Origin of the sequence: Methylobacterium durans, from assembly GCF_003173715.1 — a bacterium.
In the GTDB taxonomy this organism is placed as follows: domain Bacteria; phylum Pseudomonadota; class Alphaproteobacteria; order Rhizobiales; family Beijerinckiaceae; genus Methylobacterium; species Methylobacterium durans.
In genome coordinates this window covers 4,364,263-4,391,259 of record NZ_CP029550.1, presented here as the reverse complement: position 1 = coordinate 4,391,259, position 26,997 = coordinate 4,364,263, and the positions used below count along the sequence as shown (strand labels likewise).

At 70.7% G+C, this 26,997-nt stretch carries 24 protein-coding genes, 1 tRNA gene and 1 pseudogene; 18 read left to right on the top strand and 8 right to left on the bottom strand.

The window, feature by feature from the left end:
• Window positions 1–6 precede the first annotated feature (6 nt).
• Window positions 7–1,985 (top strand): annotated as a pseudogene (dxs, locus tag DK389_RS20120) (1-deoxy-D-xylulose-5-phosphate synthase).
• Window positions 1,986–1,992: 7 nt separating this feature from the next.
• Here dxs and DK389_RS20115 read toward each other — a convergent pair.
• The gene (locus DK389_RS20115; protein WP_109892202.1) at window positions 1,993–3,837 is read right to left on the bottom strand and encodes a chloride channel protein; all 1,845 of its coding nucleotides are present in this window, start codon (window positions 3,835–3,837) and stop codon (window positions 1,993–1,995) included.
• 205 nt (window positions 3,838–4,042) lie between these two features.
• Here DK389_RS20115 and DK389_RS20110 point away from each other — a divergent pair.
• Window positions 4,043–4,119: transfer RNA gene (locus tag DK389_RS20110), tRNA-His, on the top strand.
• 291 nt (window positions 4,120–4,410) lie between these two features.
• On the opposite strand, the gene DK389_RS20105 is transcribed toward DK389_RS20110, so the two are convergent.
• The gene (locus tag DK389_RS20105) at window positions 4,411–4,677 is read right to left on the bottom strand and encodes a hypothetical protein (protein ID WP_109892200.1); all 267 of its coding nucleotides are present in this window, start codon (window positions 4,675–4,677) and stop codon (window positions 4,411–4,413) included.
• A 23-nt stretch (window positions 4,678–4,700) separates the two neighbouring features.
• Window positions 4,701–5,456 carry a Crp/Fnr family transcriptional regulator gene (locus tag DK389_RS20100; protein ID WP_109892198.1) on the bottom strand — a complete coding sequence of 252 codons (756 nt, stop codon included), beginning with the start codon at window positions 5,454–5,456 and terminating at the stop codon, window positions 4,701–4,703.
• Window positions 5,457–5,631: 175 nt separating this feature from the next.
• Between DK389_RS20100 and DK389_RS32640 the strand changes: the two genes are divergently transcribed.
• Complete coding sequence (locus DK389_RS32640) at window positions 5,632–6,165, top strand: DUF6894 family protein (protein ID WP_162560739.1); 534 nt, start codon at window positions 5,632–5,634, stop codon at window positions 6,163–6,165.
• On the opposite strand, the gene DK389_RS20090 is transcribed toward DK389_RS32640, so the two are convergent.
• A complete protein-coding gene (locus DK389_RS20090) occupies window positions 6,083–6,322 on the bottom strand; it encodes a DUF6894 family protein (protein WP_109892194.1) in 240 nt (79 codons plus the stop codon). The genes DK389_RS32640 and DK389_RS20090 overlap by 83 nt on opposite strands.
• Window positions 6,323–6,498: 176 nt before the next feature.
• The gene (locus tag DK389_RS20085) at window positions 6,499–7,110 is read right to left on the bottom strand and encodes a chemotaxis protein CheB (RefSeq protein WP_109892192.1); all 612 of its coding nucleotides are present in this window, start codon (window positions 7,108–7,110) and stop codon (window positions 6,499–6,501) included.
• Window positions 7,111–7,456: 346 nt separating this feature from the next.
• Between DK389_RS20085 and DK389_RS20080 the strand changes: the two genes are divergently transcribed.
• From DK389_RS20080 to DK389_RS32635, 3 genes are all read left to right on the top strand, one after another.
• Window positions 7,457–7,684, top strand: coding sequence for a hypothetical protein (locus DK389_RS20080; RefSeq protein ID WP_109892190.1), 228 nt, complete (start codon window positions 7,457–7,459; stop codon window positions 7,682–7,684).
• Window positions 7,685–7,777: 93 nt separating this feature from the next.
• Window positions 7,778–7,960, top strand: a complete 183-nt coding sequence (locus DK389_RS20075; RefSeq protein WP_109892188.1) for a hypothetical protein — start codon at window positions 7,778–7,780, stop codon at window positions 7,958–7,960.
• Window positions 7,961–8,281: 321 nt separating this feature from the next.
• A complete protein-coding gene (locus tag DK389_RS32635; RefSeq protein ID WP_162560738.1) occupies window positions 8,282–8,446 on the top strand; it encodes a hypothetical protein in 165 nt (54 codons plus the stop codon).
• A 66-nt stretch (window positions 8,447–8,512) separates the two neighbouring features.
• On the opposite strand, the gene DK389_RS20070 is transcribed toward DK389_RS32635, so the two are convergent.
• Window positions 8,513–9,853, bottom strand: a complete 1,341-nt coding sequence (locus DK389_RS20070) for a dicarboxylate/amino acid:cation symporter (RefSeq protein ID WP_109892186.1) — start codon at window positions 9,851–9,853, stop codon at window positions 8,513–8,515.
• 286 nt (window positions 9,854–10,139) lie between these two features.
• On the opposite strand from DK389_RS20070, the gene DK389_RS20065 reads away from it, so the two are divergent.
• From DK389_RS20065 to DK389_RS20035, 7 genes are all read left to right on the top strand, one after another.
• Entirely contained in the window at window positions 10,140–11,999 is a 1,860-nt protein-coding gene (locus DK389_RS20065) for a sensor histidine kinase (protein WP_236960192.1), read from the top strand.
• On the top strand, window positions 11,996–13,348 hold the full coding sequence (locus DK389_RS20060) for a sigma-54-dependent transcriptional regulator (RefSeq protein ID WP_418291956.1): 1,353 nt from the start codon (window positions 11,996–11,998) through the stop codon (window positions 13,346–13,348). The genes DK389_RS20065 and DK389_RS20060 overlap by 4 nt, the downstream gene beginning before the upstream one ends.
• 141 nt (window positions 13,349–13,489) lie before the next feature.
• Window positions 13,490–14,641, top strand: coding sequence for a transglycosylase SLT domain-containing protein (locus DK389_RS20055; protein ID WP_109892184.1), 1,152 nt, complete (start codon window positions 13,490–13,492; stop codon window positions 14,639–14,641).
• A gap of 210 nt (window positions 14,642–14,851) precedes the next feature.
• A complete protein-coding gene (locus DK389_RS20050) occupies window positions 14,852–15,394 on the top strand; it encodes a response regulator (RefSeq protein ID WP_109896632.1) in 543 nt (180 codons plus the stop codon).
• A gap of 78 nt (window positions 15,395–15,472) precedes the next feature.
• Window positions 15,473–16,405 (top strand): transglutaminase family protein, encoded by a 933-nt coding sequence (locus DK389_RS20045; RefSeq protein ID WP_109892182.1) that lies wholly within the window; start codon window positions 15,473–15,475, stop codon window positions 16,403–16,405.
• A gap of 71 nt (window positions 16,406–16,476) precedes the next feature.
• Window positions 16,477–17,295, top strand: coding sequence for a transglutaminase-like domain-containing protein (locus DK389_RS20040; protein ID WP_109892180.1), 819 nt, complete (start codon window positions 16,477–16,479; stop codon window positions 17,293–17,295).
• Window positions 17,296–17,452: 157 nt separating this feature from the next.
• The gene (locus DK389_RS20035) at window positions 17,453–18,127 is read left to right on the top strand and encodes a L,D-transpeptidase (protein WP_109892178.1); all 675 of its coding nucleotides are present in this window, start codon (window positions 17,453–17,455) and stop codon (window positions 18,125–18,127) included.
• 239 nt (window positions 18,128–18,366) lie between these two features.
• Here the strand turns inward: DK389_RS20035 and DK389_RS34390 are convergent, their stop codons facing one another.
• Together DK389_RS34390 and DK389_RS20025 are read right to left on the bottom strand one after the other, a co-directional pair.
• Window positions 18,367–18,567, bottom strand: a complete 201-nt coding sequence (locus tag DK389_RS34390; protein ID WP_162560414.1) for a hypothetical protein — start codon at window positions 18,565–18,567, stop codon at window positions 18,367–18,369.
• Window positions 18,568–18,725: 158 nt separating this feature from the next.
• Entirely contained in the window at window positions 18,726–19,214 is a 489-nt protein-coding gene (locus tag DK389_RS20025; protein ID WP_109892174.1) for a phasin, read from the bottom strand.
• Between the two features lie 217 nt (window positions 19,215–19,431).
• On the opposite strand from DK389_RS20025, the gene DK389_RS32625 reads away from it, so the two are divergent.
• From DK389_RS32625 to DK389_RS20005, 5 genes are all read left to right on the top strand, one after another.
• Window positions 19,432–20,709: a hypothetical protein gene (locus tag DK389_RS32625; RefSeq protein WP_162560737.1), complete on the top strand. Its 1,278-nt coding sequence runs from the start codon at window positions 19,432–19,434 to the stop codon at window positions 20,707–20,709.
• The gene (locus DK389_RS20020; protein ID WP_236961014.1) at window positions 20,709–22,196 is read left to right on the top strand and encodes a PAS domain-containing sensor histidine kinase; all 1,488 of its coding nucleotides are present in this window, start codon (window positions 20,709–20,711) and stop codon (window positions 22,194–22,196) included. The genes DK389_RS32625 and DK389_RS20020 overlap by 1 nt, the downstream gene beginning before the upstream one ends.
• 411 nt (window positions 22,197–22,607) lie before the next feature.
• Window positions 22,608–24,557, top strand: a complete 1,950-nt coding sequence (gene acs / locus DK389_RS20015; RefSeq protein WP_109892170.1) for an acetate--CoA ligase — start codon at window positions 22,608–22,610, stop codon at window positions 24,555–24,557.
• Between the two features lie 209 nt (window positions 24,558–24,766).
• Entirely contained in the window at window positions 24,767–25,144 is a 378-nt protein-coding gene (locus DK389_RS20010) for a DUF485 domain-containing protein (protein WP_109892168.1), read from the top strand.
• Window positions 25,141–26,865, top strand: a complete 1,725-nt coding sequence (locus DK389_RS20005; protein WP_236960191.1) for a cation acetate symporter — start codon at window positions 25,141–25,143, stop codon at window positions 26,863–26,865. Before DK389_RS20010 ends, DK389_RS20005 begins: the two co-directional genes overlap by 4 nt.
• The last annotated feature ends 132 nt before the right edge of the window (window positions 26,866–26,997 follow it).

The following is a 26,997-nucleotide window of genomic DNA, read 5'->3' as shown; positions in this document are numbered from 1 at the left end:
GGTTCAGTGGCGCAGGTCGACACGTCCATTCTCGACGGCATTGTGGATCCTTCGGCGCTTCGGCGTGTTGCGGAGGCTGATCTGCAGGGTGTGGCGGACGCGGTTCGCGCGGAGATGATCGACGCGGTCTCGGTGACCGGCGGTCATCTCGGCTCTGGGCTGGGCGTGGTCGAGCTGACGGTGGCGCTGCATCATGTCTTCGACACGCCTGACGACCGCATCGTCTGGGACGTGGGCCACCAGTGCTACCCGCACAAGATCCTGACCGGGCGGCGCGACCGCATCCGGACGCTGCGCCAGGGCGGGGGGCTGTCGGGCTTCACCAAGCGCTCGGAGAGCGTCTACGACCCGTTTGGGGCGGCTCATTCCTCCACCTCGATCTCGGCCGCGCTCGGCATGGCGGTGGGGCGCGACCTCGACGCGGCGGCGGCCCGGGCGGCCAACGCGAGCGCGAAGCGCCGCAACGTGGTGGCGGTGATCGGCGACGGCTCGATGTCGGCGGGCATGGCCTACGAGGCCATGAACAACGCCGGGGCGATGCACTCGCGCCTGATCGTGGTGCTCAACGACAACGACATGTCGATCGCGCCGCCGGTGGGGGCGATGTCGGCCTATCTGGCGCGGCTGGCCTCGGGGGCACCTACCGGAGCTTGCGCGAGACCGCCAAGCAGCTCGGCAAGCTGTTGCCCAAGGCGCTCTACCAGCGCGCGGCGCGGGCCGAGGAATACGCCCGCAGCCTGCTGGTGGGCTCGGGCACGATGTTTGAGGAGCTCGGCTTCTACTACGTGGGCCCGGTGGACGGTCACAACCTCGACCACCTGCTGCCGGTCCTGAAGAACGTGCGCGACTCGGAGCAGGGCCCGATCCTGCTGCATGTGGTGACGCAGAAGGGCAAGGGCTACGCGCCGGCGGAGGCCTCGGCCGACCGCTACCACGGCGTGGTCAAGTTCGACGTGGTCTCCGGGGTGCAGGCCAAGGCCAAGCCGAACGCGCCGGCCTACACGCGGGTGTTTGGCGAGAGCCTGGTCAAGGCGGCGGACGCCGACCCGAAGGTTGTGGCGATCACGGCAGCGATGCCGGGGGGCACGGGCATCGACATTTTCGGCAAGGCGCATCCGGACAAGACCTTCGACGTGGGGATCGCCGAGCAGCACGCGGTGACGTTTGCGGGGGGTCTGGCGACGGAGGGCTACAAGCCGTTCGTGGCGATCTACTCGACCTTCCTGCAGCGGGCCTACGACCAGGTGGTGCACGACGTGGCGCTGCAGAACCTGCCGGTGCGGTTCTGCCTGGACCGGGCGGGTCTGGTGGGGGCGGACGGGGCGACGCATGCGGGGGCGTTCGACCTGGCGTATCTGTGCTGCCTGCCGAACATGACGGTGATGGCGGCCGCCGACGAGGCGGAGCTGGTGCACATGGTGGCGACGGCGCATGCGCACGACACGGGCCCGATCGCGCTGCGCTACCCGCGCGGCGAGGGGGTGGGGGTGGACCTTCCGGAGCGGGGCGAGGCCCTGGCGATCGGCCGGGGCCGGGTGATCCGGCGTCCGGAGGGGGCGCGGGTGGCGCTGGTGAGCTTGGGCACGCGTCTGGCGGAGGCTGTGAAGGCGGCGGACGTGCTGGAGGGGTTGGGGATCGGTGTGAGCGTGGCGGATGCGCGGTTTGCCAAGCCGCTGGACGAGGCGCTTCTGCTGGATCTGGCGGGCACGCACGAGGTTGTGGTGACGCTGGAGGAGGGGTCGGTCGGCGGGTTCGGTGCGATGGTGCTGCATCTTCTGTCGGCGCGGGGCGTGCTGGACACGGGCCGGGTGCGGGTTCGGACGATGACGCTGCCGGACGCTTATCAGGACCACGACGCGCCGGACCGGATGTACGCGGAGGCCGGCCTCGACGCCGCCGCCATCGTCACCCTCGTCCAGAACACAATCCCCGAACGACAGGTCCGCGAGGGCAACGTCGTCAGCGTCGGTCGCCGCCCGCGCTGAGCCGTGATCAGACCGCCTCGCCCACCATGGCGAGGCGTTGCCGGTCGAGTTCCTCGCTGTAGCGCTTGAGGGTGTGGCTCTCGGTCAGCAGGCCGATCACCCGCCGCTCCGCCTCGCCGTCGACGACGGCGAGCGCCTCGCTCTCCGCCCGGTCGAATGTGGCAGATGCCTGCTTGGCGTTCATCTCGGGCGTGAGGAAGTCCTGCGGATAGCGCAGCACGTCGGTGAGCGTCGGCTCCCCGCCTTCCGCTTCGCGCGCGGCAGCGTGCGCCTCCGGCACGTTGACGATCCCCGCATAGCGCCCCTGCCCGTCCACCACGATGACCCGTGACGGCGAGCCCAGCGGGTGCGCGCGCAGGAAGCTCGCCATCGGCGTTTCGAGGGGCACGGGCCGCACGTCCTTGCGCATCAGCCGGCCCACCGTGAGCGAGCGGATCCAGCCGACATCGTGGGCACTGCGGATGCTCTCGCCGCGCAGGTGGAAGCGCCAGGTGGCGAAGGAATAGCCGAAGGTCTTTCGGACCGTCAGCGACGAGGCGATGACCGCGACGAGCACGAGCCCCGCGATCGGGAAGCTGCTGGTCAGTTCCAGGGCCAGGAAGGTCATCGTGAGTGGGCCGCCGATCACCGCGACGGCGAGCGAACTCATGCCGATCACCGCATAGGCGAGCGGCGTCAGCCCGAAGGCGGCGAGGCCCGGCACCACCTCCGGCGCGATGAGGGCGAAGATCTTGCCGGCGACGGCGCCGAGGAACAGCGAGGCGAAGAACAGGCCGCCGCGAAACCCCGAGCCGATCGAGATCGCTGTCGCAGTGGCTTTGCCCGCGAACAGGATCGCCAGTGCGAGGAGGCCGGGACCGTGCGCTTCGGCGAGATGGAGGTGGAGCGCCCCATGGCCTCCCGACAGGACCTGCGGGCTGATCGCGACGGCGAGCAGTCCGACGCAGAGCCCGCCGACTGCGGGCCCGGCGATCGGCGGCAGGCGCGTGGCGCGCACGCCCTGCTCCACCAGCGTGACACCCCGCATGATCAGGATGGCGAGACCCGCGCAGAGGAGGCCCAGCGCGAGGCTCGGCAGGGTATCTGCCGTGGTGAGCGGCCGGGTGGTGATCGCTTCGATCCCGGAGATGGCGACGAGGGGCGGGCTCGGCAGGAGCGTGCGCGCCACGACGCTTCCGCAGAGCGCCGCGACCACGACGGGCGTCAACGTCGCGATCGAGTAGGTGCCGATGATGAGTTCGAAGGCGTAGAACGCGCCGGTGAGCGGCGCCCCGAAGGCGGCGGCGATCGCCGCCGCCGAGCCGCAGCCGACGAGGGTGCGCAGGTCGCCCCGCCGCATCTCGAAGGAGAGGCCGAGGCGCGAGGCGATGCCGGCGCAGATCTGCGTGTAGCCGGCTTCCAGCCCCACCGACGCGCCGCTGCCGTTCGAGATGACGTTCTGCAGGGCGACGTAGACGGAGTCGCGCAGGGACATCCGGCCCCCGTGGAGCGCGTTCGCCTCGATCGGGTCGATCACGGTCCGCTTCCGCCCCCCGCGCCAGCGCCCGACCGCGAAGATGAGGAGGCCGAGCAGCGCCCCGCCGAAGGTCGGGCCGAGCAGAAGTGCAAGGGGATCGACCTCGCCGGCCGCGCTGAGCCGCAGGCCCGCGGGCAGGTCGTAGAGGCGCTCCCGCAGGCTCTGGGTCGCGACGTTCATCGCCGAGACGACGACCCCCGCGACGCAACCGGTAATTGCCGCTAGGCCAATCAGGCCGGCCTCGCTCGCGCGCACCAGGGCGCGGAGGCGTCCGGGCGCCTGGATCAGCAGCCGGCCTCCGGGCAGGCGGCGCGGCTTGGCGCGGTGGGCGGACATCGCGGGCTTCGGATCCGTGCGCGGACCGGTGGCCGCAGCCTGAGGGGATGGGGACATGCTCTCTAACGAACGTCGCCCCTATCGGAGCCGCGGCCAAGCCCATGCCGCCTCCGGCAGCCCTGCCGTCGGCGCGATCCACAAGCAGCGGACGCGCATCACGCGGCGCTTGAAAAGCCCGCACGCCCGCGATACACCCCGCGCCAGTGCCGCCGTAGCTCAGTTGGTTAGAGCACCAGATTGTGGATCTGGGGGTCCCCCGTTCGAGCCGGGGCGGTGGTACCATCGATTTTCCGCAAGGACCTGAAGGGATTGGCGTAGCGCCGGCCCCTTTTTCGTTCGCGAGTGGCGCCCTGAGAATCGCGGTCGGGAACCAGAATTGCGGCCGACTTGCGAGGCCGTGTTACGGACGGCATCTTCGAAGCGGACGATCTGGGGCTCGCACGCCGGCGAGGCCGGACCGATCTCGAAGCCATCGCAGGCCACCGATCGGAGATCCTGAGCGCGGGCGCGCCGGCGGGACACGACCGTTCCGGCTTCGGTGTCACGGCGTGTCACCGGCTGCGGACTTCAGGATCAACGGGAGAGGCTCAGGGCTTCCAGGATGAGTTGCTGATGCCGGCGCCCCTCCTCCAGCGTGCGCTGCATCGTTTCCAGCAGGGCCTCGGCGAGTGCGGTGTCGTAGCCCTTCGCCCGCAGATCCTCGACGATGATCATCTGATCGAGGACGCGTCGTTTCCAGTCGGCCAAGAGCTGATTGGCCTGCACGAGATGCTCGTGCTCGCGCTCCAGCCAGACGCGCCGGGCATGGGCCTGTTCCGGATCGGGCGTCGTTATCGGCATGGCATCGGGGACCCATCGGGCATTCACGCCGAGTGCGGTACCGGGCCGTTCGCGTCGAAGCGGCGGCCCTCGCGGTCGAGATGCAGATAGTTGACGTTGAACAACGATACGCGCTGGAGCGCCTCAAGGTCCGGAATCGTCAGGCGTTTCCCCTTCAGCACGATCAGCCCGTTCATGCGCAATTCCTGCAGCACGCGGTTGACGTGGACATTCGACAGGCCCGTCGCGTCGCCGAGATCGATCTGCGTGACCGGCAGGAGGCAGCTGTTCTCGTCCGTCAGCCCGACCCCGCGCAGGTGGATGAACAGCTCGCAGAGGATATGCCCGATCCGCTCCAGGCCCATGCGCTGGCCGATGTTGACCGTCCATTCTCGCTGCACCGCCACCGTGACCAGCATCTCCCACCACAGCGCCTTGGTGATCCGCGGATATCGATCGGTAAGATCCGAGAGGGTCTCGGCCGGGATCTCGGCGAGGCGCACCGGCGTGATGGTCCCGATTGAGTGGTCCATCTCGCGCAGCACGAAGATGTGCGGGTCGCACAGGTCGCCCGGCAGGAAGAACGAGAGGATCTGCCGGCGCCCGTCCTCCAGCTGCTTGTAGCGGCAGGCCCAGCCCTCCAGGATCAGGTTGACATGCTCCGGGCTGTCGCCCTCGCTGATGATGTCCTGATGCGGGCCGACGAGGCGCACCTTCCGGCTCGCGGCTTCCAGCGCCAGCTTGTCCTCGGGCGAGAGCTGGACGAACTGCTCCAGCTTGCGGATGAGGTGCTGGGGCATGCCGGTCTCCGGGGCGTGCCGGCAGCCTAGGAGTGTTCGGCCGGCAGAGATTTCACCTGTGTGAATGATGGCGGCGGCAGCGGCGGCGCAAGCTCGGGCCCTCGAAGCGCAGGCTGCGGAGGCCGATCCAACGGCGTCCCCTGCGTTGTCGATCAGGATCCGCCGAGGCCGCCACATGCCGCGCTACTACTTCCATCTGCGCACGCTCGACGGCCTGCAATGGGATCCGGAAGGTGTCGCCTTCGACAACTTGGAGGACGCCTACCTCGACGTGTGTCAGGGCATCACGACGATCGCAGCCGATCTGGCGCATGCCGGGGCGAGCCGGACCGACCTGATGCACTCCGCCTTCGAGATCTCGGACGCGGCGGGCCGGTTCCTGTTGGAGGTGCCGTTCGCGGAGGTTCTCGCCCCGGATCGCAAGCCGCGCCGGCCGTCGCCCGTGCTGGACCAGAAGGCGCGGGCCGAGATCGAGCGGACCCGGCGCCTGATCGTCGCGGTGGGTCAGGAACGGGACGCGCTCCACGCGACCCTGTCGCAGACCCATGTCCTTCTGGCGCGCCTGCGCGCGCTCGACATGGGCCGGCGCGGCGAGCACCCGCCCCGTAGCGGGCGACCGCGACGGGCTACCGCTGCAACCGGATGCCCGCGTAGGTCAGCGTCGCCGAGTAGACGGGCTGGCCGTTCTCGTCCTTCACCAGAACGGTGAAGGTGCGATGGTCGCCGTTCCGGGGGATCTCTTCCCGGGCGATGTCCGGCAGGAGAGACCTGGCCTTCGCATAGGACTCGTCCGGGCCGGCAAGCTCGGTCCCGGTGTCGTCGAATTCGGGACCGCCGTCGTGGACGTCGAAGAAGTAGCGCGGCATAGGGCTCTCCGCAGACGTTAGGCGGGAGCACACGGGTCTCACAGCCGCCGGCGCCCGAGATCTAAGCCAGCGATGCTCGATCTCTGCACCGATCGCGCCGGCGCGGCCACAACGTGTGTGAACGCCTCGCCCGCGCGTTGGCAGCGGCATTTGAAGCGGGCCCGCTCGATCAAGCCTCAGCAGGGCCGCGCTGCTTCTCGCGCGCGTTCGGTGATCTTGGCCGCAATCGCCTCGGGCGATCCGATGAAGTCGATGGGCCCGTCGTACCGGATCGCGTTCTCGGGCATCCCCATCGCGGGTGCGGGTTGCGGCGTCAGAACCATCGTCATGCCGCCCGCTTCGTGAATCGCTGCCAGCCCGCGCGCGCCGTCATCCAGCCCACCCGACAGGACGACACCGATGAAGCGACCGGGGGCGTGCTCGGCGATCGACCGGAAGAGGACGTCCACCGTGCGGTTCCGGTGGAGGTTCTCGGGATCGGCGATCAGGCCGCATAACCCTCGTTCCGCGAGGCAGAGATGCGCGTCCGGCTCCCCGATGTAGCCGCGGCCGCTGAGGAGGCGCTCGCAATCCTGTGCGAGATGGATCGGAAGCGGCGAGTGCCGCTGCAGGATCTCCCGCAGGTGGCTGACCTTGTCGAACGGCCGGTGAACGCAGATCAGCACGGCGGCGGGCAGATCGCGCGGCAGGCGGGCGAGCAGGCGCTGGATGTCGTCGAGACCCTTCGGGCCCGATGCGCCGATGGCGACGTACAGCCCCGGTTCGCCGTCCGGTTCGGATCGCGGCATTAACATGCATCAGCATGACGCAAGCGATCGCGGAGCGCCAGCCGTTTTCAGGGCGAGGATCTCGCGGGGGACGCCTCGATGCGCGGCGCCACCGCCTGGCGTGCAGGCCGGCAGGGAGGAATATCCAGATGCGCCGGGCCGCTCGTGAAACTTTCGTGAGTTTACATGCGTAGGCGGATGGACGAGGGGAGTGCTCACTGACTGATCAGGAGCCTCGATGCGCGTTTCTAGTCTAGTAGCCGTACTGTCCTGTACAATGGCGTCATCCGTCCTAGCCCAAGGCAAACCTCAGCCGCGGCCGGACAAACCGCCCTCCGATCTCACAAGCGAGCAGAAGGCCGCCGAGGTGAAGCGCGCCATCGAACTCGGGCAGAGGCGGCAGCGGGACGTCGACGCGCGCAACACCCGCATCTGGCGCCGGTGGGACTACGCGGTCTGCATCGGATGCGGGCCGATGCCGAAGCGGTTCCGGGTCGTCTACACGACGCCGGCGCGCGTCCTGGCGGGCCATATCGCGGCCGACGACGACGATCGCATGCGGCCTCCGCACCGGCCGGCAGCGATCATCCGCTGACACCGCGGACGTTGATCGCGATCATGGTCCGCGCCTCGTCTTCAGACGGCGCGTCTGTTAGGCTTGCGGCAACGAGGCCGACCGGGAGCGACGATGCCCACTGAGGTTCAGTTCACGGATCTGATGGGCGTGGCCATCATCGCCCTGGCGCTGATCGCCGCCTGCCTCGCCAACGCCCGTTGGATCTCGAGGATGTCCGACGAGGAGAAGGAACTTCTCGCGGGCGGCTCCCTGCTCCTCGCCATCCTCGGCACCATCTTCGTGGCGTCGGAATAGGCAGGCGCCGCGCGGGCGCCGGGCTGCCTTTTGATGGAGATTTCGGCGTCGCGGGCGCGCACACTTCCCCGAAGCCGGGAGGCCGCCATGCAGATGAAGACGCCCATCCATAAGCCGATGATCAACGAGGCGCAGGGCACGATCGCGGGCGGCGCCGTGGTCCTGCTGCTGCTCGCCGGCATCTCGCTGGGCTGGCTCTGAGCCGAGCGCGGGGGCACGTCCCGGGACGGTCTGCGTCCCGCGTCCACGCGCGCGCTGAACCCGGCCGCGCAGCATGAATTTTGCATTCCCTCCGGTCTCCAGCCACGGGAGACCGACCGCGTGTGGCCCTTCAGCCCGCTCCGTCACCACGTCCTCTACTGGCTCGCCAAGCGCGACGTCACCGCCGCCGACCGCGCCCTCGCGGCGGGCGATGCGGACCTCTCGGCGAAGCTCCTCGCCCGGGCGGACGCGCGCCTGCGCAGGGCCTGCGGCCTCGCGGCCTGAGGGCCGGACACGGCAAGGCCGCGCCCGCCAATGCGGCGGGCGCGGCCCCGAGCCTCGCTGCGACGATTACTCGGCCGGCTGCAGCACCGGTGCCGGCGCGGGCGGGCGGCCCTTGCCGCCCAGCGCCTCGTGCAGGCGCGCCTCGTCGACCTCGCCCTCCCAGCGGGCGACGACGATGCAGGCGACCGCGTTGCCGACGAAGTTCGTCAGCGCGCGGCATTCCGACATGAAGCGGTCGATGCCGAGGATCAGCGCCATGCCGACGACGGGCACCGAGGGTACCACGGCGAGCGTCGCGGCGAGGGTGATGAACCCGGAGCCGGTGACGCCGGCCGCCCCCTTCGAGGAGAGCATGGCCACGAGGAGCAGGAGCGCCTGCTCGCCGAGCGAGAGCGGCGTGTCGGTGGCCTGCGCGATGAAGAGCGCCGCCATCGTCATGTAGATGTTGGTGCCGTCGAGGTTGAACGAGTAGCCGGTGGGGACCACGAGGCCGACGACGGGCCGCGAGCAGCCCGCCCGCTCCATCTTGTCGATGAGGGACGGCAGCGCGGATTCCGAGGAGGAGGTGCCGAGGACGAGGAGCAACTCCTCCTTGATGTAGCGGATGAGGCGGATGATCGAGAAGCCGTTGTAGCGGGCGACCGCGCCGAGCACGAGGAACACGAAGATCGCCGAGGTCAGGTAGAAGGCGCCGACGAGGTAGGCGAGGTTGGCGAGCGAGGCGATGCCGTACTTGCCGATGGTGAAGGCCATCGCGCCGAAGGCGCCGATCGGCGCGACCTTCATGATGATGTTGACGACGCCGAAGATCGCCTCGGACATCACCTTGATGATGTCGAGGACCGGCTTGCCGCGCTCGCCCAGGAAGGCGAGGCCGAAGCCGAACAGCACCGAGAAGAACAGCACCTGCAGGATCTCGCCGCCCGAGAACGCGCCGACCGCGGTGGCCGGGATGATGTTCATCAGGAAGTCGACGATGCTCTGCTCCTTCGCCTTGCCGGCGTAGGTGGCGACCGCCTTCGGATCGAGCGACTTCGGGTCGATGTGCAGGCCGTGGCCCGGCTGGAGGACGTTGGCCACGATGAGGCCGACGATCAGCGCCAGCGTCGAGAAGGTGAGGAAGTAGATCAGCGCCTTGCCGCCGACCCGGCCGACCTTCTCGAGGTTCGTCATGCCGGCGATGCCGGAGACCACGGTGAGGAAGATCACCGGCGCGATGATCATCTTCACGAGCTTGATGAAGGCGTCGCCGAGCGGCTTCATCTCGGAGCCGAGCTGCGGGTAGAAATGCCCGAGCAGGATGCCGATCGCCACCGCCACCAGCACCTGGAAGTACAGGGTGCGGTAGATCGGCTTCGGCGCGGGCGGGGCGTGGGGCGCGGTGAGCGGTGACGGCACGGCGGCCATGGGGCGTTCTCCTCCGGTTCGACGGTTTCGGGGTGAGTCGGCTCGCGCGCGGCGTCCGCTCTTGCTTTTGGCCTCTGGGCTTGCAGTCATGCCGACGGGGCAGGGCTGCGATACGCGGACGGAATGGCAACCGCCGTGCCAGCCGGACGGCCCGGTGAAGATTTTGTTAAATTATTGAGATGAGAAGGATTTTTCTGGTCGTTCGGGGCGGCGGCGGAGCGCCCGTTGCGGGCTTCCGCACGGGCCGGCCCGGACCTGTCCGGAAATCCGCACCGGGCGGGCAAGCGTGACCGAAGCTGGCCAACCCGCACCTGAGCCGCCGGCATCATCCTTCCGCAGCGCCCGCCCTTGGCTCTGGCTCGCGGCGCTGGCCGCCATGCTCGCCGCGGCTTGGGCGGGCGCGCGGGTGGCCGAGCGCTCGGCGCTCGCCGATCTCGGGCGGGCGGCGCAATCGACCCTGGCGCTGCAGGTCGGCGCGCTGCGGGCGGAGATGCAGCGCCAGACCGCCCTGCCCCGGGCGCTGGCGGCGGATCCCGAGATCGCCGCGATCCTGCGGCCGGAGGCCGACCCCGCCCTCCTCGCCCGCGTCAACGCGCGCCTCGCCGAGGTCGCGGCGGCAACGGGCGCCGCCGTGATCTACGCGGTGCGGGCCGACGGCGTGACGGTGGCGGCGAGCAATGCGGGCGCCGCGCGCAGCTTCATCGGCCAGAATTACGCCTTCCGCCCCTATTTCCGCCGCGCCATGGCGGAGGGTGCGGGCTCCCAGTTCGCCCTCGGCACTGTGAGCGGGCGCCCCGGCTTCTACCTCGCGCGGCGCCTCGCGGACGGGAGCGGGGTCGTCGTCGTCAAGATCGAGTTCGACGCGGTCGAGGCTGGCTGGCGGGAGACCGGGGAGAGCCTCTTCATGGCGGACGGCCGCGGCATCGTGCTCGTCGCGAGCGAGCCGGACTGGCGCTTCCGTGCGCTGCGGCCGGTCCCGCCGGAGGAGCAGGCGCGGATCCGCGAGAGCCTGGAATTCGGCGGCGCACCCCTCGACGCCCTGCCGCTCCACCCCGTCGCGGGGGAGGCGGACGTGGTGCGGGTCGGCGGCGGCGGGCTGCCCGCGTGGCGCGCCCTCCTGCACGACGCGGCCGTGCCCGACACCGAGTGGCGGCTCCACGCGCTCACCCCGGTCGGGCCCGCGATCGGGCGGGAGCGGCTCCAGGGCGCGGTGATCGCGCTCCTCGCCACGGGGCTGGCCGGGCTCGGCCTCGCCACCCTGCTCGGCCGGCGCGCGCGGACGCGGGCGCGGCTGCGCGAGGCGGCGGCCCGGCGCGCGGAACTGGAGGCGCGGGTCGCCGAGCGCACGCGCGCCCTGAGCGAGGCGAACCGGCGCTTGCGCGCCGAGGCCGAGGAGCGGGCGCGCGCGGAGGCCGAGCGCGAGCGCCTCGGCCGGGAACTCGCCCAGGCCGGGCGGCTCGCCGCCCTCGGCCAGTTCGCGGCGAGCATGGCCCACGAGATCAACCAGCCCCTCGCGGCGATCCGCTCCTACGCCGACAACACCGCGATCCTGGTCCGCCGGGGCCGCGTCGAGGACGCCGCCGAGAATGTCGGCGCCATCGGCCGCCTCACCGACCGGATCGGGACGCTCACCCGCCAGCTCAAGGGCTTCGCCCGCCGCGCCTCCGGCCGCCGCGAGCCGGTGGCGCTGGCCGAGATCGTCCGCAACAGCCTCGAACTGGTGGAGGGCCGCGCCGCCGCCTCGGGCATCGCGCTGGCAGTCGGGACGCCCCCCGCGGACCTCGCGGTGCTCGGCGACGGGCCGCGCCTGGAGCAGGTTCTCGTCAACCTCCTCCAGAACGCCCTCGACGCCGTGGCGGCGTGCCCGGAGCCGCGCGTCGCCTTCGCGATCCGCGAGGAGGGAGGCCGGGTCGCGGTCGAGGTGGCGGATAACGGTTGCGGCATCCCGGAGGCGCAGCGCGCGCAGGTCTTCGACGCCTTCTTCACGACGAAGTCGGACGGGCTCGGCCTCGGCCTCGCCATCGCCCGCGGGATCGTCGAGGATTGCGGCGGCACCCTGACGGCCCGCGGGAACGAGCCCGCCGGCACGATCTTCCGGATGGAGCTCGCCCGCGCAACCGCGCAGGCGGCGGAGAGCGCGGCGTGAGCGAGACGATCCCTGACCGTTCGGAGCGGATCGTCTTCGTGGACGACGAGGCGGACGTGCGCCGGGCGAACCGCCAGAGCCTCGAACTCGACGGCTTCGCGGTCGAGGTGTTCGACGCCGCCGAGCCCGCGCTCGCGGCGATCCTGGCCGACCCGCCGGGCGTCGTGGTCAGCGACGTGCGGCTGCCCGGCCTCGACGGGCGCGGCCTGTTCGCGGCGCTCCGCGCGGCCGACCCGGACCTGCCCGTCATCCTGATCACCGGCCACGGCGACATCTCGATGGCGGTCGGCGCCATGCGGGAGGGGGCCTACGATTTCCTCGCCAAGCCCTACCCGGCCGAGGCGTTGATCGCCTCCGTCCGCCGCGCCCTCGACCGGCGCCGCCTGACGCTGGAGAACCGCCGCCTTCGGGCGCGGCTCGAGGAGGCGGTGGAGGCCGACCCCGCCTTCCTCGGCGTCTCGCCCGAGATCGTGCGCCTGCGCCGGCTCGTGCGAGACGTGGCCGGCGCCGATGTCGACGTGCTCGTGCTCGGCGAGACCGGGTCCGGCAAGGAGGTGGTGGCGAGCGCGCTCCATCGCTGGAGCCGGCGCGCCCCGAAGAACTTCGTGGCCATGAATTGCGGCGCGCTGCCCGACACCGTGGTCGAGAGCGAGCTGTTCGGCCACGAGGCCGGCGCCTTCACGGGCGCCCTCAAGCGCCGCGTCGGCCGGATCGAGCACGCGCACGGGGGCACGCTCTTCCTCGACGAGATCGAGAGCATGCCGCTCAACCTGCAAGTGAAGCTCCTGCGCGTCCTGCAGGAGCGCACGGTCGAGCCGCTCGGCACCAACGAGATCCGGCCCGTCGACATGCGGGTCGTGGCCGCGACCAAGGTCGATCTCGGGCAGGCGGCGGCGCAGGGAACCTTCCGCGACGACCTGTTCCACCGCCTCAACGTCATCACGATCCCGATCCCGCCGCTGCGCGAGCGGCGGGAGGACGTGCTGCTGCTGTTCCAGCACTTCCTGGCCCGCGCCGCCGCCCGCTTCAACCGGGAGCCGCCCGCGATCGACGCGGCGATCCGCGAGCACCTCCTCGGCCATTCCTGGCCGGGCAACGTGCGCGAGCTCGGCCATTACGCGGAGCGGTGCGCGCTGGGACTCGCCGGAACGCCGGAGGCGGCGGCGGAGAGTGCCGCGGGCCGGACGCTCGCCGAGCAGGTCGACCGCTTCGAGCGGGACCTGATCCGCGACGAGCTGATCATGGCCGGTGGCGACGTCCGCGTCGCGGCCGAGCACCTCGGGACGCCCCGGAAGACCCTCTACGACAAGATCGCCCGGCACGGCCTGACGCCGACCGATTATCGGTGAGGCGCCGGGCGCCGCCCGGATGTTGCCCACACCCGCCACGCGCTCGCCACAACCTCGGCCGTGTTGTCGCCACATCTGTCAACGTAGATCCCCTTAACGGGCGTCGTTAACGGCGCGTTTCAGAGGGACTGAGTCGCACAGATGCGGGGTCGCACGGTCGGATCGTCACGAACCACCTCCCCCAAGCCGCGTTTCGGCGCGGGCCCCGCCGCCCCGTCCGACGCCCTTACCCTGATCCCGCAGGTCGCCCGCGACCACGGCAGCCGCCCCGCCCTCACCCGCTCCGTCCTCACGGTCGCGCTCTTCGCGGGCGGCATCTCGGCGGTGCTGTTCGGCTCGGGGACCGAGCTGGCCAAGATCGGCCTGCAGCAGGCCCTGCCCTCGGCCCAGGCCGCCACCGAGCTGGTGATGCCGCGCCCGCGCGTCCAGACGAGCGCGGTGCCGATCCTCGATCCGCCGCCGGCCGTGCTCACGGCATCGGCCGCCTTCGCGCCGGTCCACGACCTCGACACCGAGCTCGGCTCGAACGCGGTCGACCGGGTCTCCTACGATTACCTCCTGTCCGAGAGCGCGGTCGGCGACCCGAACGACATCCTCGAATTCGGACCGATGCGGATCCGCCGCCACCTGGTCCAGAAGATCGTGCGCGCGGCCCAGACCGTGCAGACGGACCCGGTGCTGCTGATGGCGGTGGCCGACAAGGAATCGAGCTTCATCACCGCTGTCCAGGCCAAGACCTCCTCGGCCACCGGCCTCTACCAGTTCATCGAGCGCACCTGGCTCGGCGTGGTCCGCGATTTCGGGCCCAAATACGGTCTCGCCCAGGAGGCCGGCCTCATCGTGCAGGAGGGCAACGAGAAGCCCTCCGTGAGCGACCCGGCCGAGCGCGCCCGCATCCTCGAACTGCGCCGCGACCCCTACCTCTCCGCGCTGATGGCCGGCGAGATGCTGAAGCGCGACGCCGCCCGCATCAGCCTGCGGATCGGCCGCGAGCTCTCCCTCGGCGAGGTCTACCTTGCCCACTTCCTCGGCCCGGACGATGCCGAGGAGTTCCTGGCCAACGTCGTCGACAAGCCGAAGGCCGCCGCCGCCAAGCTCCTGCCCGGCCCGGCGCGGGCGAACCGCTCGATCTTCTTCGCGTCCGGCTCCGGACGCCGCCGCAAGCCCGTCAGCCTCTCGGTGTCGCAGGTGCACGAGAAGTTCGAGGCGATGATGAGCAGCCGCGGCGAGCGCTACCGCGACGTCCGCGCCGTCTCCGGCGTGATGGCCTACGCGGACACCGCCGCGGAGTGAGCGGAGGCGCGCCGAGAGGTCTCGGCTGGCCCGCCGATTCGGCGTAGCGTCGCAACTTGCGGCCGCTTCCCGACTTTTCCCCACGGGAGGCCGCGCGACCGCGTCGAGCTGCGGCAAACTGAGCGGGGGAGCGGCGTGACGAGAACGAAGCACTCGGAATCGGTGAGCGGGAGCCGTCCGCGGCGGCCCGTCGAGACTCTGACGCCCGGCATCCCCCTCGACCAGATCGGCCAGACGCTCGCCTCGTTCTACGACACGCTGGTGGCCGAGGGCGTGCCGGAGCACCTCGCCGTGCTGGTGCGCCGCGTCCGCCAATCCGAGAGCCCCTCCGAGCCCGGGACGGACGATGCCCAGGAGGCGCGCGCCGGTGCCCGCAGCGCCCACCTCGCTCTCGTCGTCGAGGACGAGCCCGAGGTGCGGGCCCTCGCCGAGGCGCTGCTGGAGGAGACCGAACTCAGCGTCATCGGCTGCGACAGCGCGGAGGCCGCCCTCGCCGTGCTCCAGGCCCGCGGCGGCGAGGTGGCCCTGGTCTTCGCCGACGTGCGGCTCGCCGGCGAGATGGACGGGCTGCAGCTCGCCCGCGCGGTCGCCACCCTGTGGCCGCGGGCGCGCCTCGTCATCACCTCCGGCTGCGCCGTGGCGCGACCCGACGTGCCGGAGCAGGCCGTCTTCATCCCGAAGCCCTGGCGGCCCCTCGACGTGCTCGTCGAGGCCGAGCGCGCCTCGAGCGCCCCGCCGCCGCCCCTGACCTGAGCCGCCCCGCGGCAGCCGGCGGGCGCACCTCTTGCATCGCTGCGCCCCGGGCCGTGATGCCCGCGGAGCCGTCCCGCCTTGCCGATCCTCGCCGTCCGCCACGTCACGACCTACCGCTACCGCCAGCCCGTCGCGTTCGGAGAGCACCGGATCATGTTCCGCCCCCGCGACAGCTACGATCAGCGGCTCATCGCGGCGAGCCTCGCCATCGAGCCGGAGCCCTGCGCCCTGCGCTGGATGTTCGACGTGTTCGGCAATTGCGTCGCCGTGGCGACCTTCGCGGGACGGGCGCGGACGCTCCGCTTCACCTGCGGCATCACCCTGGAGCACACGCCCGAGCACGCCCCGGTCTTCCCCCTGGCGCCGCACGCGACGCATTATCCGTTCGGCTACGGGGCCGAGGACATGCCGGACCTGATCCGCTCGATCGAGCGCCACCACCCGGATCCCGGGCACGCGATCGACGCCTTCGCCCGCAGCTTCATCCCGGCCGAGGGGCGCATCCCGACGCAGGATCTGCTGGCGGCGATGACGCGGAGCGTGCGGCAGAACTTCACCTATCTCGCCCGCGCCGAGCAGGGCGTGCAGGACCCGGTCCAGACTCTGCGGACGAAGCGCGGCAGCTGCCGCGACTTCGCGCTCCTGATGATGGAGGCGGTGCGGGCGCTCGGCATGGCGGCCCGCTTCGTGTCCGGCTACCTGTACAATCCCCGCGGCGACCGGGAGCGGCACGTGGGCGGCGGTTCGACCCATGCGTGGCTTCAGGTCTACCTGCCTGGTGCCGGCTGGGTGGAGTTCGACCCGACGAACGGCATCGTCGGCAACCGCGACCTGATCCGCGTCGCCGTCGCCCGCGATCCCCGGCAGGCGGTGCCGCTGCACGGGTCCTTCTTCGGCTTCCCTGCGGACGATCTCGGCATGAGCGTCGAGGTCGACGTCGCGGAGATCGACGGGGTCGCGGACACGGGGCACGCGGTCCTGCCGGTCCTGCAGACCTCCGCGTCCCGCTGATCGCGGGGTCTCCCGCGCGCGGCTTTCCGAGGACGCGCCGACCTAACCCGGCAAGGCGAGGGGGCTGTGCCATGAAGATCAGGACCGGATTCGACATCGCCTTCGAGGCGAGCCAGCCGACGCCGATGCTGCTGATGCTGAGCGTCCACCCGACCCGCCTGCCGGATCTCCTGACGCCGCACGCGATCCGCTTCGACCCGCCGATCCCGAGCCGCGACTACGCCGACATGTTCGGCAACACCTGCACGCGCATCCTCGCCCCGCCCGGGCGCCTGACGATCTCGGCGGATCTCACGCTCTCGGATGATGGGCTGAAGGACGTCGTCGCCGCCGACGCGCGGCAGATCCCGGTGCAGGACCTGTCCGACGACGTGCTGATCTACCTGCTTGGCTCCCGCTACTGCGACACCGACAAGCTGACCGAGACCGCGTGGTCGCTGTTCGGCACCGCGCCGGAGGGCTGGGCCCGGGTCCAGGCCATCGTCGACTACGTGCACGAGCGCATCCGCTTCGACTACCAGCAGGCGGACGCGACCCGCACCGCTTGGGACGGCTTCATGCAGCGGCAGGGCGTCTGCCGCGACTTCGCGCATCTGGCGATCACGCTCTGCCGCTGCATGAACATCCCGGCACGCTACGCCACGGGGTATCTCGGCGACATCGGGGTGCCTCCGGTGCCGGACCCGATGGATTTCTCGGCCTGGTTCGAGGTCCATCTGCAGGGGCCGGAGGGCCCGCGCTGGTACACGTTCGACGCGCGCCACAACACCCCGCGCATCGGCCGCATCCTGATGGCGCGGGGGCGGGATGCCACCGACGTCGCGATCACGACGCAGTTCGGGTTCGCGCAGCTCGTGCGCTTCGACGTTCATACCGAAGAGGTAGCGTAATGCCCCTTTCGGGGCGCGCGCCCGCACAGGTCAGACCAGAGAAGGCCCCCTGCACGACTGCGAAAGCGGCGCGTGTAGGAAATCTTCACTCCTCCACGGAACCTACGGCAACGCTTGCGCTTGTATAGCAAAGGTTACTGCACAGGTAGGCTCCACCATGAAGACCCTTGCCAGCGCATTCGCGGGACTCCTCGGCGTCTGTGTTCTTGCCGCCGGACCGGCCGCCGCGTTCTCGTCGTACGATCCCTACGGGGGCGACGCGGACGACTACTACGCCGAGCAGTCGGACATTTTCGGCGGCGGCGCGCGGCGCCAGCAGGCGCCGGGCTACTCCTACGGCCAGCCCGGCTACGGGCAGGGCGTACAGGCCGCGCCGCAGGCGCAGGTCCAGCCGATCCCGCGGGAGCTCGTCGCCTTCAACGGAGCCTACAAGCCCGGTACGATCGTGGTCTCGACCCAGGAGCGCCGGCTCTATCTCGTGATGCCGAACGGCGAGGCGATCCGCTACGGCGTCGGCGTCGGCCGCCCCGGCTTCACCTGGTCGGGCACGAAGACGATCACGGCCAAGCGCGAATGGCCGTCCTGGACGCCGCCCGCCGCGATGCTCGCCCGCCGCCCCGACCTGCCGCGCTACATGGCCGGCGGCATCGAGAACCCCCTCGGCGCCCGCGCCATGTACATCGGCAACACCGAGTACCGGATCCACGGCTCCAACGAGCCGGACACGATCGGCCAGGCCGTCTCCTCGGGCTGCATCCGCATGACGAACGAGGACGTCACCGACCTCTACGAGCGTGTGAAGGTCGGCGCGAAAGTCGTTGTCCTGAACTGAGTTTCGGCCTCAGCCGGCTCGGGCCGGGCGGGCTGATCCCAATCCTGAAGGAGCCGCGCCATCGTCTTGATGGCGCGGCCCTTTTCGTCTCAAGCGGGCGCTACGCCTGTCCGGTCAGGGCGCGACCCGGCCGACCGCCGTCTGAGGCGTGCTGAACGAGGCGATCGGCATGTCGCAGAAGCAGCGGGCCCCGAGCGGGCGCGGGCCGGGCAGCGGGCAGGAATAGGGCTGCGGGCCGCTCAACCCCTGCTGGACGGCATCGCAATTGTAGCCGACCGGGCCCCGCGCGGGCCGGGACCGGAGAGGCGCTCCTCCCGGTAGGGACGGCGGGGCGGCGGCGGGCCGTAGCCGTCGTCGTAGTACTGGGCCTCGGCGATCTGCGCTCCGAGGAGGCCGGCGAGCAGGCCGGCGGCGAGGCCGAGACGGTGGGCGGGTCGCATGGCGGTGATCCTCTGTCGGTCGGGCACGCCCCGCTGAGGCGGCATGATGCCCCCTCCCCCGCAATGCGGGCAAAAACGAGACGGCCCGCCCCGCTGGTGTGCGGGACGGGCCGTCGGGTCGTCGGGTCGCGGACCTCACATCCGCGGGTCGGTCTCGATCAGGACGTCGCCTTGCGGGTCGCGGTCTCCGCGTCCTTCACGTTCTGCTGGGCTGTCTCAGCGCCCTGCTCCATCGCCTTGCGAGCGTGGTCGGCGCCCTCCTGCATGGCCGCCTTTGCCTTCTCGGCACCTTCCTGGAAGGCGCTCTGGGCGAGGCCGCCGAATTCCTTCGCCTGCGCCTGGATCGCGGCGAACTGGCTGCGGACGAACTCGGCCTGATGTTGCATCGCCTCCTGGACGTCGCGCGAGCGGACGAGCTTCTGGGCGAGGTCGAAGGCGGCGTTCACGTTCTGCTCGGCGTACTCGAAGCCGCGGCTCGAGATGTCCTGGGCGTTGGTGCGTGCCGTCTCGGCGGAGCCCTGCACGGTATCGGCCGTACGCCGGGCGGCGCCGATGAAGCTGTCGAACGCCTTGCGGGCCTGGTCGACGCTCTTCTCCGCGAAGTCGCGCATCTCGGTCGGCACTTCGTAGTTCGGCGTGTTGCTCATTCTCGTCTCCTCTCCGAATCAGCGGGGCATCATTGTGCGGTGCACAATAACATGCCCGCTCGTCCATGGCATCCGCTCTGCCCGCCTTCAGCCGCGGGCATTAAGGTTGACATGAGGTAAACGTGTGACGCCCGCTTGAAGTGTCCACCGTCCCGGGGCAGTTCAACATACAAATGAGGGTGCGGTAACGCAGATTTTTCCAGCCAGACAGGTCCGCATGACCGACGACGGGTCCGATCCGGAACACAGTCTCGCGAACGATCAGGTCGTTCCCGCCCTCGCGGCTTGGGCGCGGGACGGGCGCCTCACCCCTCACCTGGAGGGCGGGAGCGCGGCCTTCTGCGTGCTCGACGCCGAGGGCGGCCGCCTCATCCGCGCCTCGGAGACGGCCGAGGCCTGGGCGTCGACCCTGTTCGGGCCGGACGGCCTCGCGCTGCCGCGCCTCGCCCTGCCCGACCAGATCCGCCGGAGCGCCCTTCCCGAGGACGGCTCCCGCCTCGTCCGCCTGCGCCTCGATCCCCGCCGGATCGCGCCGCCGAGCGCCTGCCTGCTCGCCCGCGGCCGTCTCGGAACCGGCGAGGCCGCGCTCCTCCTCGTCCCAACGGGGCCGGTGCCGGCGGCCCGCCGCCCCGCGACGGCGCCCGAGGCGCCCGCGCTCACACTGTCCCCGTCCGAGGCCGAGAACCCGCCGGCCTCTGCCGGGGACCCGCCCGAGCCCGAGATCCGCGCGCCTGCGCCGGAGATCGTCGCGGAGCCGCCCCCGGCTCCGCGGCCCGGCGACCGCTTCCTCTGGAGGAGCGACGCGAGCGACGTCGTCACCGAGATTTCGGGCGGCCCGCGGGCGGCCCTTGCGCCGCACCTCGTCGGACGATCCTGGGCGACGCACGCGCAGGCTGGGCGGTTGCGCGCCGCCGAGGCCCTGCTCGCCGCGCTCGCCGGGCGGGAGACGTTCCGCGGCGTGCCGGCCGAGATCGTGCTCGACTGGGCGCCGGAGCCGGTCGGCGTCGAGCTTTCCGGCGCGCCGGTCGCGCGGAACGGGCACCCCTTCGCCGGCTATGGCGGCTTCGGCCTGATCCGCGCCCCAGGTCTGCGGGCGGACCTCCCGGCCGCGCCGGATCTGCCGGCCGAGGCGCCCTCCGAGAACCCTCCGGTCCCGTCGGCGGCGGTGGCGGAGGCGGCTCCGCTCGCGGCGAGCTTCGTGCCGGCCGCGGCGACCCTCGCTGCCCTGTCGCTGGCGGCGCTGGTGCCGGTCGCCCGGTTCGGCCGGGTTTGGACCGGCCGCGAGCGCGCGGCCCTCTCGGGCCCGGCCGCTTGCTTGTCCGGGCCGGAGCGGGCCGCCCCGAGCCCGTCGCGCCGCCGCCCGCCCCCGACGAGCGGTCGCTCTCGGTCTCCGAGCATGCCGCCTTTCGGGAGATCGCCCGAGCCCTCGGCGCGCGCTTTGCCGGCGACGAGGCGCCGACCGAGCCCGCCCGACCCCACGAGGGCGCCGCCGTGATGCCGTTTCCCGCCTCGCGCCTCGCCGAGAGCCGGCAGGCGGAGGCCGACCTGGCGGATTCGAGTCTCGGCGAGGCCCGCGCGCTCCTCGACGGGTTGCCGGCGGCGATCCTGATCCGCCGGGACGACAGCCTCCTCCACGCGAACACCGCCTTTCTCGCCCTTGCCGGCTTCCCGGACGTCGCCGCCTTCGCGATCTCGGGTGGCCTCGCGCGCCTGATCCTCCGGTCGGGCGAGGCGGATGCGCCGGCCGGAGGAACGACCGGCGGAGACCGGCTGATCACCCGCGAGGACGGGGTGCGGGCTATCGAGGTCGCGCGCGGGCAGCTGCCCTGGCAGGGCGTCCCCGCCGAGGCCCTCGTCGTGCGGGTCCGGGACGCGGAGGCGTCGGCGCCCGCGAGCCCGGTTCCGGCGCGGCGCGGCGAGGCCGTCGCCTTCGACCTCGACGCGTTCGAGGACGGAATCCTCACGCTCGACGGGGAGGATCGCGTCCTCGGCCTGAACCGCTCGGCCGCCGGGATGTTCGGCCGCGATGCGGCCTTCGCGATCGGGCAGCCGATCCTCGCCCTGTTCGCGCCCGAGAGCGCAATGCACCTGCGCGCAGCGCTCCACGCGCCCGGCGCACCGGCGCGCGAGGTCGCGATCCGCGGCCGCGCGCCGGTCTCGTTCCGGCTCGCGCGGCCGCTCGCCGACGGACGTCGCATCGCGATCCTGCGCGATCTCGCCGACGTGAAGCGGCTGCTCGCGGCCGCCGAGCGCGCCCGCGCCGAGGTCGAGGCCATGGAGGCCTGGAAGGAGAGTTTCCTCGCCAAGGTCAGCCACGAGATCCGCACGCCGATGAACGGCATTCTCGGCTTCGCCGACGTGATGCTGAACGGGCAGTTCGGCCCCGTGCCGGAGCGCTACCGGGACTACCTGCGCGACATCCACGCGTCCGGCGAGCACGTGCTCGGCCTCGTCAACGACCTCGTCGACCTCGCCCGAATCGAGTCCGGCAGCCTCGACCTCGCCTTCGGGCCGGTCCCGCTCAACGAACTCGTGTCGAGCTGCGTCTCGCTGCTGCAGCCGCAGGCGGCGCGCGACCGCATCGTGCTGCGCACGAGCTTCTCCTCGGACCTCACCACCCTGGTGGCCGACGAGCGCTCGATGCGCCAGGCGGCCCTCAACGTGATCGCCAACGCGATCCGCTTCACCGAGGCCGGCGGCCAGGTCATCGTCTCGACGACCGTGGCCGAGCGCGGCGAGATCGCGCTCCGCGTGCGCGACACCGGTGTCGGCATGAGCCCGGACGAGATCGCCTGCGCGCTCGAGCCCTTCCGCACGGCCGCGATCGCGGGGCCTCGAAGGGGCGGCGGCACCGGGCTCGGCCTGCCGCTGACGAAGGCGCTCGTCGAGGCGAACCACGGCCATTTCCGGATCACCAGCCGCAAGGACGAGGGGACGCTCGTCGAGATGCTGTTCCCGTCGCGCGAAGCGATGAGCGCCTGAGGCGGCCGGGGCCGGAAGTCCGGTCCCGAGGCTGCGTCCCTGCCCGGAGCGGCAGGCGCGTGGCCAAGCGGGGCCGCGGGGGGCAACAAACCACGCCCGATGTCATCACCGCGCGCGGTGTACGCGATGGAGCCTTGGCAGCGGGCTCGGCGTTGTACGTCTTCGTGCGGCTTCCGCCGCCGGCCGAAAACGGGCCCGGTCAGGCCCTTTCGCGGTGCGCAATCGGACTTTCACCCAGCTTGACAGGCCGGAACCCGGCCGCATAGCAGAGTTGTATTGTGTCCAACCTATTCTGCGGGTCGGTTGAGCGCTTGCGGCAGGTCTCTGTCGAGCATTAAGACAAGTCTTGGAAGTCCCGGCTGCGCGGAAGGATCCGCGATACGATCGGGCGCCACTCAGGGAAGAGACGCGATGGACGAGAAGCTGGTCGAGGTCCGCGATAGCTGGCGCGAGGGCGCCCATGTCGACAATGCCAAGTACCTTGAGATGTACCAGGCGTCGGTCGAGAACCCAGACGCGTTCTGGGGCGAGCACGGCAAGCGCATCGACTGGTCGAAGCTCTTCACCCGCGTGAAGAACACGAGCTTCGAGCCGGGCAACATCTCGATCAAATGGTTCGAGGACGGCACGACGAACGTCGCGCACAATTGCATCGACCGTCATCTCGCGACCCGCGGCGACCAGACCGCCATCATCTGGGAAGGCGACGACCCGAACGAGTCGAAGCACATCACCTACCGCGAGTTGCATGCTCAGGTCTGCCGGATGGCCAACGTCCTGCGCAACCGTGGCGTGGAGAAGGGCGACCGCGTCACGATCTACCTGCCGATGATCCCCGAGGCTGCCTACGCGATGCTGGCCTGCGCCCGGCTCGGGGCGATCCACTCGGTGGTGTTCGGCGGCTTCTCGCCGGATTCGCTCGCCGGCCGCATCGAGGGCTGCGCCTCGAAGGTCGTGATCACGGCGGACGAGGGCCTGCGCGGCGGCCGCAAGGTGCCTCTCAAGGCCAATGTCGACGCCGCCATCCAGCGCCTCGGCTCGGAGATCGTCGACCACGTCATCGTGGTGCGCCGCACGGGCTCCGACGTCGCCATGGAGCCGGGCCGCGACGTCTACTACCACGAGGCCGCCGAGCAGGTGACCGACGAATGCCCGGCGGAAGCCGTCGAGGCCGAGCACCCGCTCTTCATCCTCTACACCTCGGGCTCGACGGGCCAGCCCAAGGGTGTCGTGCACACCACGGGCGGCTACCTCGTCTACGCCTCGATGACCCACAAATACGTCTTCGATTACCGCGACGGCGAGGTCTATTGGTGCACGGCCGATGTCGGCTGGGTCACCGGCCATAGCTACATCCTGTACGGGCCGCTCGCCAACGGCGCCACGACGCTGATGTTCGAGGGCATCCCGACCTACCCGTCGAACGCGCGTTTCTGGGAGGTCGTCGACAAGCACAAGGTCAACATCTTCTACACGGCGCCGACCGCGATCCGCTCGCTCATGGGCGGCGGCGAGGGCCCGGTGAAGAAGACCTCCCGCGAGACCCTGCGGGTGCTCGGATCCGTCGGCGAGCCGATCAACCCGGAAGCCTGGGAGTGGTACTACCGCGTCGTCGGCGACAGCCGCTGCCCCATCGTCGACACGTGGTGGCAGACCGAGACCGGCGGCATCCTGATCTCGCCGCTGCCGGGTGCCACCAACCTGAAGCCGGGCTCCGCGACGCGCCCCTTCTTCGGCGTGCAGCCGATCATGGTCGACGCCGAGGGCAAGGTCCTCGACGGGCCTTGCGAGGGCAACCTCTGCATCAAGGATTCCTGGCCCGGCCAGATGCGCACGGTCTACGGCGATCACGAGCGCTTCGAGCAGACCTACTTCTCGACCTATCCGGGCAATTACTTCACCGGTGACGGGGCGCGGCGCGACGCCGATGGCTATTACTGGATCACAGGCCGGGTCGACGACGTCATCAACGTCTCGGGCCACCGCATGGGCACGGCGGAGGTCGAATCCTCTCTCGTGGCGCATCCGAAGGTCGCCGAGGCCGCGGTGGTAGGCTACCCCCACACCCTGAAGGGCCAGGGCATCTACGCCTACGTCACCCTCAACGAGGGCGAGGAGGGCGACGACGGGCTGCGCAAGGAACTCGTCGCCTGGGTCCGCAAGGACATCGGCCCGATCGCCTCGCCGGACCTGATCCAGTTCGCCCCCGGCCTGCCGAAGACCCGTTCCGGCAAGATCATGCGCCGCATCCTGCGCAAGATCGCCGAGGACGAGTTCTCCTCCCTCGGCGACACCTCGACGCTGGCCGAGCCGGCGGTCGTCGACGACCTCATCGAGAACCGGCAGAACCGGACCCGCTGAGCCGAGACCGGTCCGGGCGGCGCCGCGCCGCCCGGCTCTTCGCATCGATCCGACACGAGTAGTCTCCCGCGAGAGAGCACCTCCGCCATCGGCGGCGGAGGGCGGCGCCTTCGTCATGGGCGCGTTGCGGGCTGGCCGGCGTTCCCGTCGATCAGTGTCCGGAGGCAGACGGATCCGCCAGAGATCCAGTCTCCGGCGGAGGAAATTCCATGAGCACATCCACGGCTTCGGGGATCGTCGATCCCCGCCTGCACGGCAAACCCGCGGTCCCAGGCATCGAGACCGATCCCCAGTACGAACGGATCGTCCGCAACCCCACCTTCCAGACCCTCGTCCACGAGCGCACGCGCTTCGGCTGGATCCTGACCGGGCTGATGCTGGTGGTCTATTTCGGCTTCATCGGCCTCATCGCCTTCGACAAGGCCCTGCTCGCCACCAAAGTCGGCGGCGGCACCGCCTCGCTCGGCCTGTTCCTCGGCGTCGGCGTCATCGTCTTCGCCTTCATCCTCACGGGCATCTACGTTGTGCGCGCCAACGGGCGCTACGACGCGCTGACCGCCGAACTCGAGCGGAGCCTCGGCCGATGACCCGCCTCTCCGCCCTCCTCATCACGGCCTCGCTCCCGCTCGCCGCCACGGCCGCGCTCGCCGCCACGGCCGCGCTCGCCGCCACGGCCGCGCTCGCGGCCGGTCCCGATCTCGGCGCCGTCCAGCAGCAGGCCACGAACTGGCCGGCCATCGGCATGTTCCTGTTCTTCGTGCTGTTCACGCTGGGCATCACGTACCGTGCCGCTAAGGGCACCAAGTCGGCGGCCGATTTCTACGCGGCCGGCGGCGGCATCTCGGCGGGCACCAACTCGCTGGCGATCGCCGGCGACTACATGTCGGCCGCCTCGTTCCTCGGCATCTCCGGTCTCGTCTACACCTCGGGCTTCGACGGGCTGATCTACTCCACCGGCTTCCTCGTCGGCTGGCCGATCGTGCTGTTCCTGATCGCGGAGCGCCTGCGCAACCTCGGCAAGTTCACCTTCGCGGATGTCGCGAGCTTCCGCCTCGACCAGACCGCGATCCGCATCATCTCGGCCACCGGCACGCTCGTGGTGGTGGCTTTCTACCTGATCGCCCAGATGGTCGGCGCGGGGAAGCTGATCCAACTCCTGTTCGGCCTGCCCTATCTCTACGCGGTGGTGATCGTCGGCGCCCTGATGATCATCTACGTCGCCTTCGGCGGCATGAAGGCGACGACCTGGGTGCAGGTCATCAAGGCCTGCCTTTTGCTCGGCGGCGCGAGCTTCATGGCGGGCGCCGTGCTCTACAAATACGGCTTCAACCCCGAGGCCCTGTTCGCGGCGGCCGTTCAGACCCACCCGAAGGGCGACGCGATCATGGCGCCCGGCGGCCTCGTGTCGAACCCGATCGACTCGATCTCCCTCGGCGTCGGCCTGATGTTCGGCACGGCGGGCCTTCCGCACATCCTGATGCGCTTCTTCACGGTCTCGGACGCGCAGGCCGCACGGAAGTCGGTGTTCTACGCCACCGGCCTGATCGGCTATTTCTATATCCTGACCTTCATCATCGGCTTCGGCGGCATCGCCCTGCTGATGTCGGACCCGAGCTACTTCAAGCTCGGCGCTGGTGGCTCCTTCGACAAGCTCAAGGACATGGTCGGCGGCACCAACATGGTCGCCGTCAATCTCGCCAACGCGGTCGGCGGCCCGTACTTCCTCGGCTTCATCTCGGCGGTGGCCTTCGCGACCATCCTCGCGGTGGTGGCGGGCCTGACGCTGGCCGGCGCCTCGGCGGTGAGCCACGATCTCTATGCGCAGGTCATCGCCCGCGGACGCACCACCGAGAAGCACGAGGTGAACCTCTCGAAGATCTCGGCGGTCGCGATCGGCATCGTGGCGATCGTGCTCGGCTACATCTTCGAGAACCAGAACGTCGCCTTCATGGTCGGGCTCGCCTTCTCCGTGGCGGCAAGCTGCAACTTCCCCGTGCTCGCCATGTCGATCCTGTGGCGGGGCACGACGACCTGGGGTGCACTGACCGGGGGCCTCGTCGGCCTCGTCGCGGCGGTGGTGATGGTGGTGCTCTCGGACGCGGTCTGGGTGAAGACGTTCGGCCAGCCGGCCGCGCTCTTCCCTTACGCCAACCCGGCCCTGTTCTCGATGCCGCTCGCCTTCGTCACGATCTGGCTCGTCTCGAAGCTCGACAACACGGCGCGCGCCCGCCGCGAGCGGGCCGCCTTCGATGCCCAATACGTGCGCTCGGAGACCGGTATCGGCGCGGCGCTGGCGCACGCGCACTGAGACGGGGCGCGGCCGTCCGGGCCCGGCTCGATGAGGGGGCGTGGCGCAAGTCACGCCCTTTTTCTTGGTGGGCACCCGCGAAAACCGGTTACAGGCGCCCGCAATCCTTGTTGCTAAGGCGCGATCGGTAAT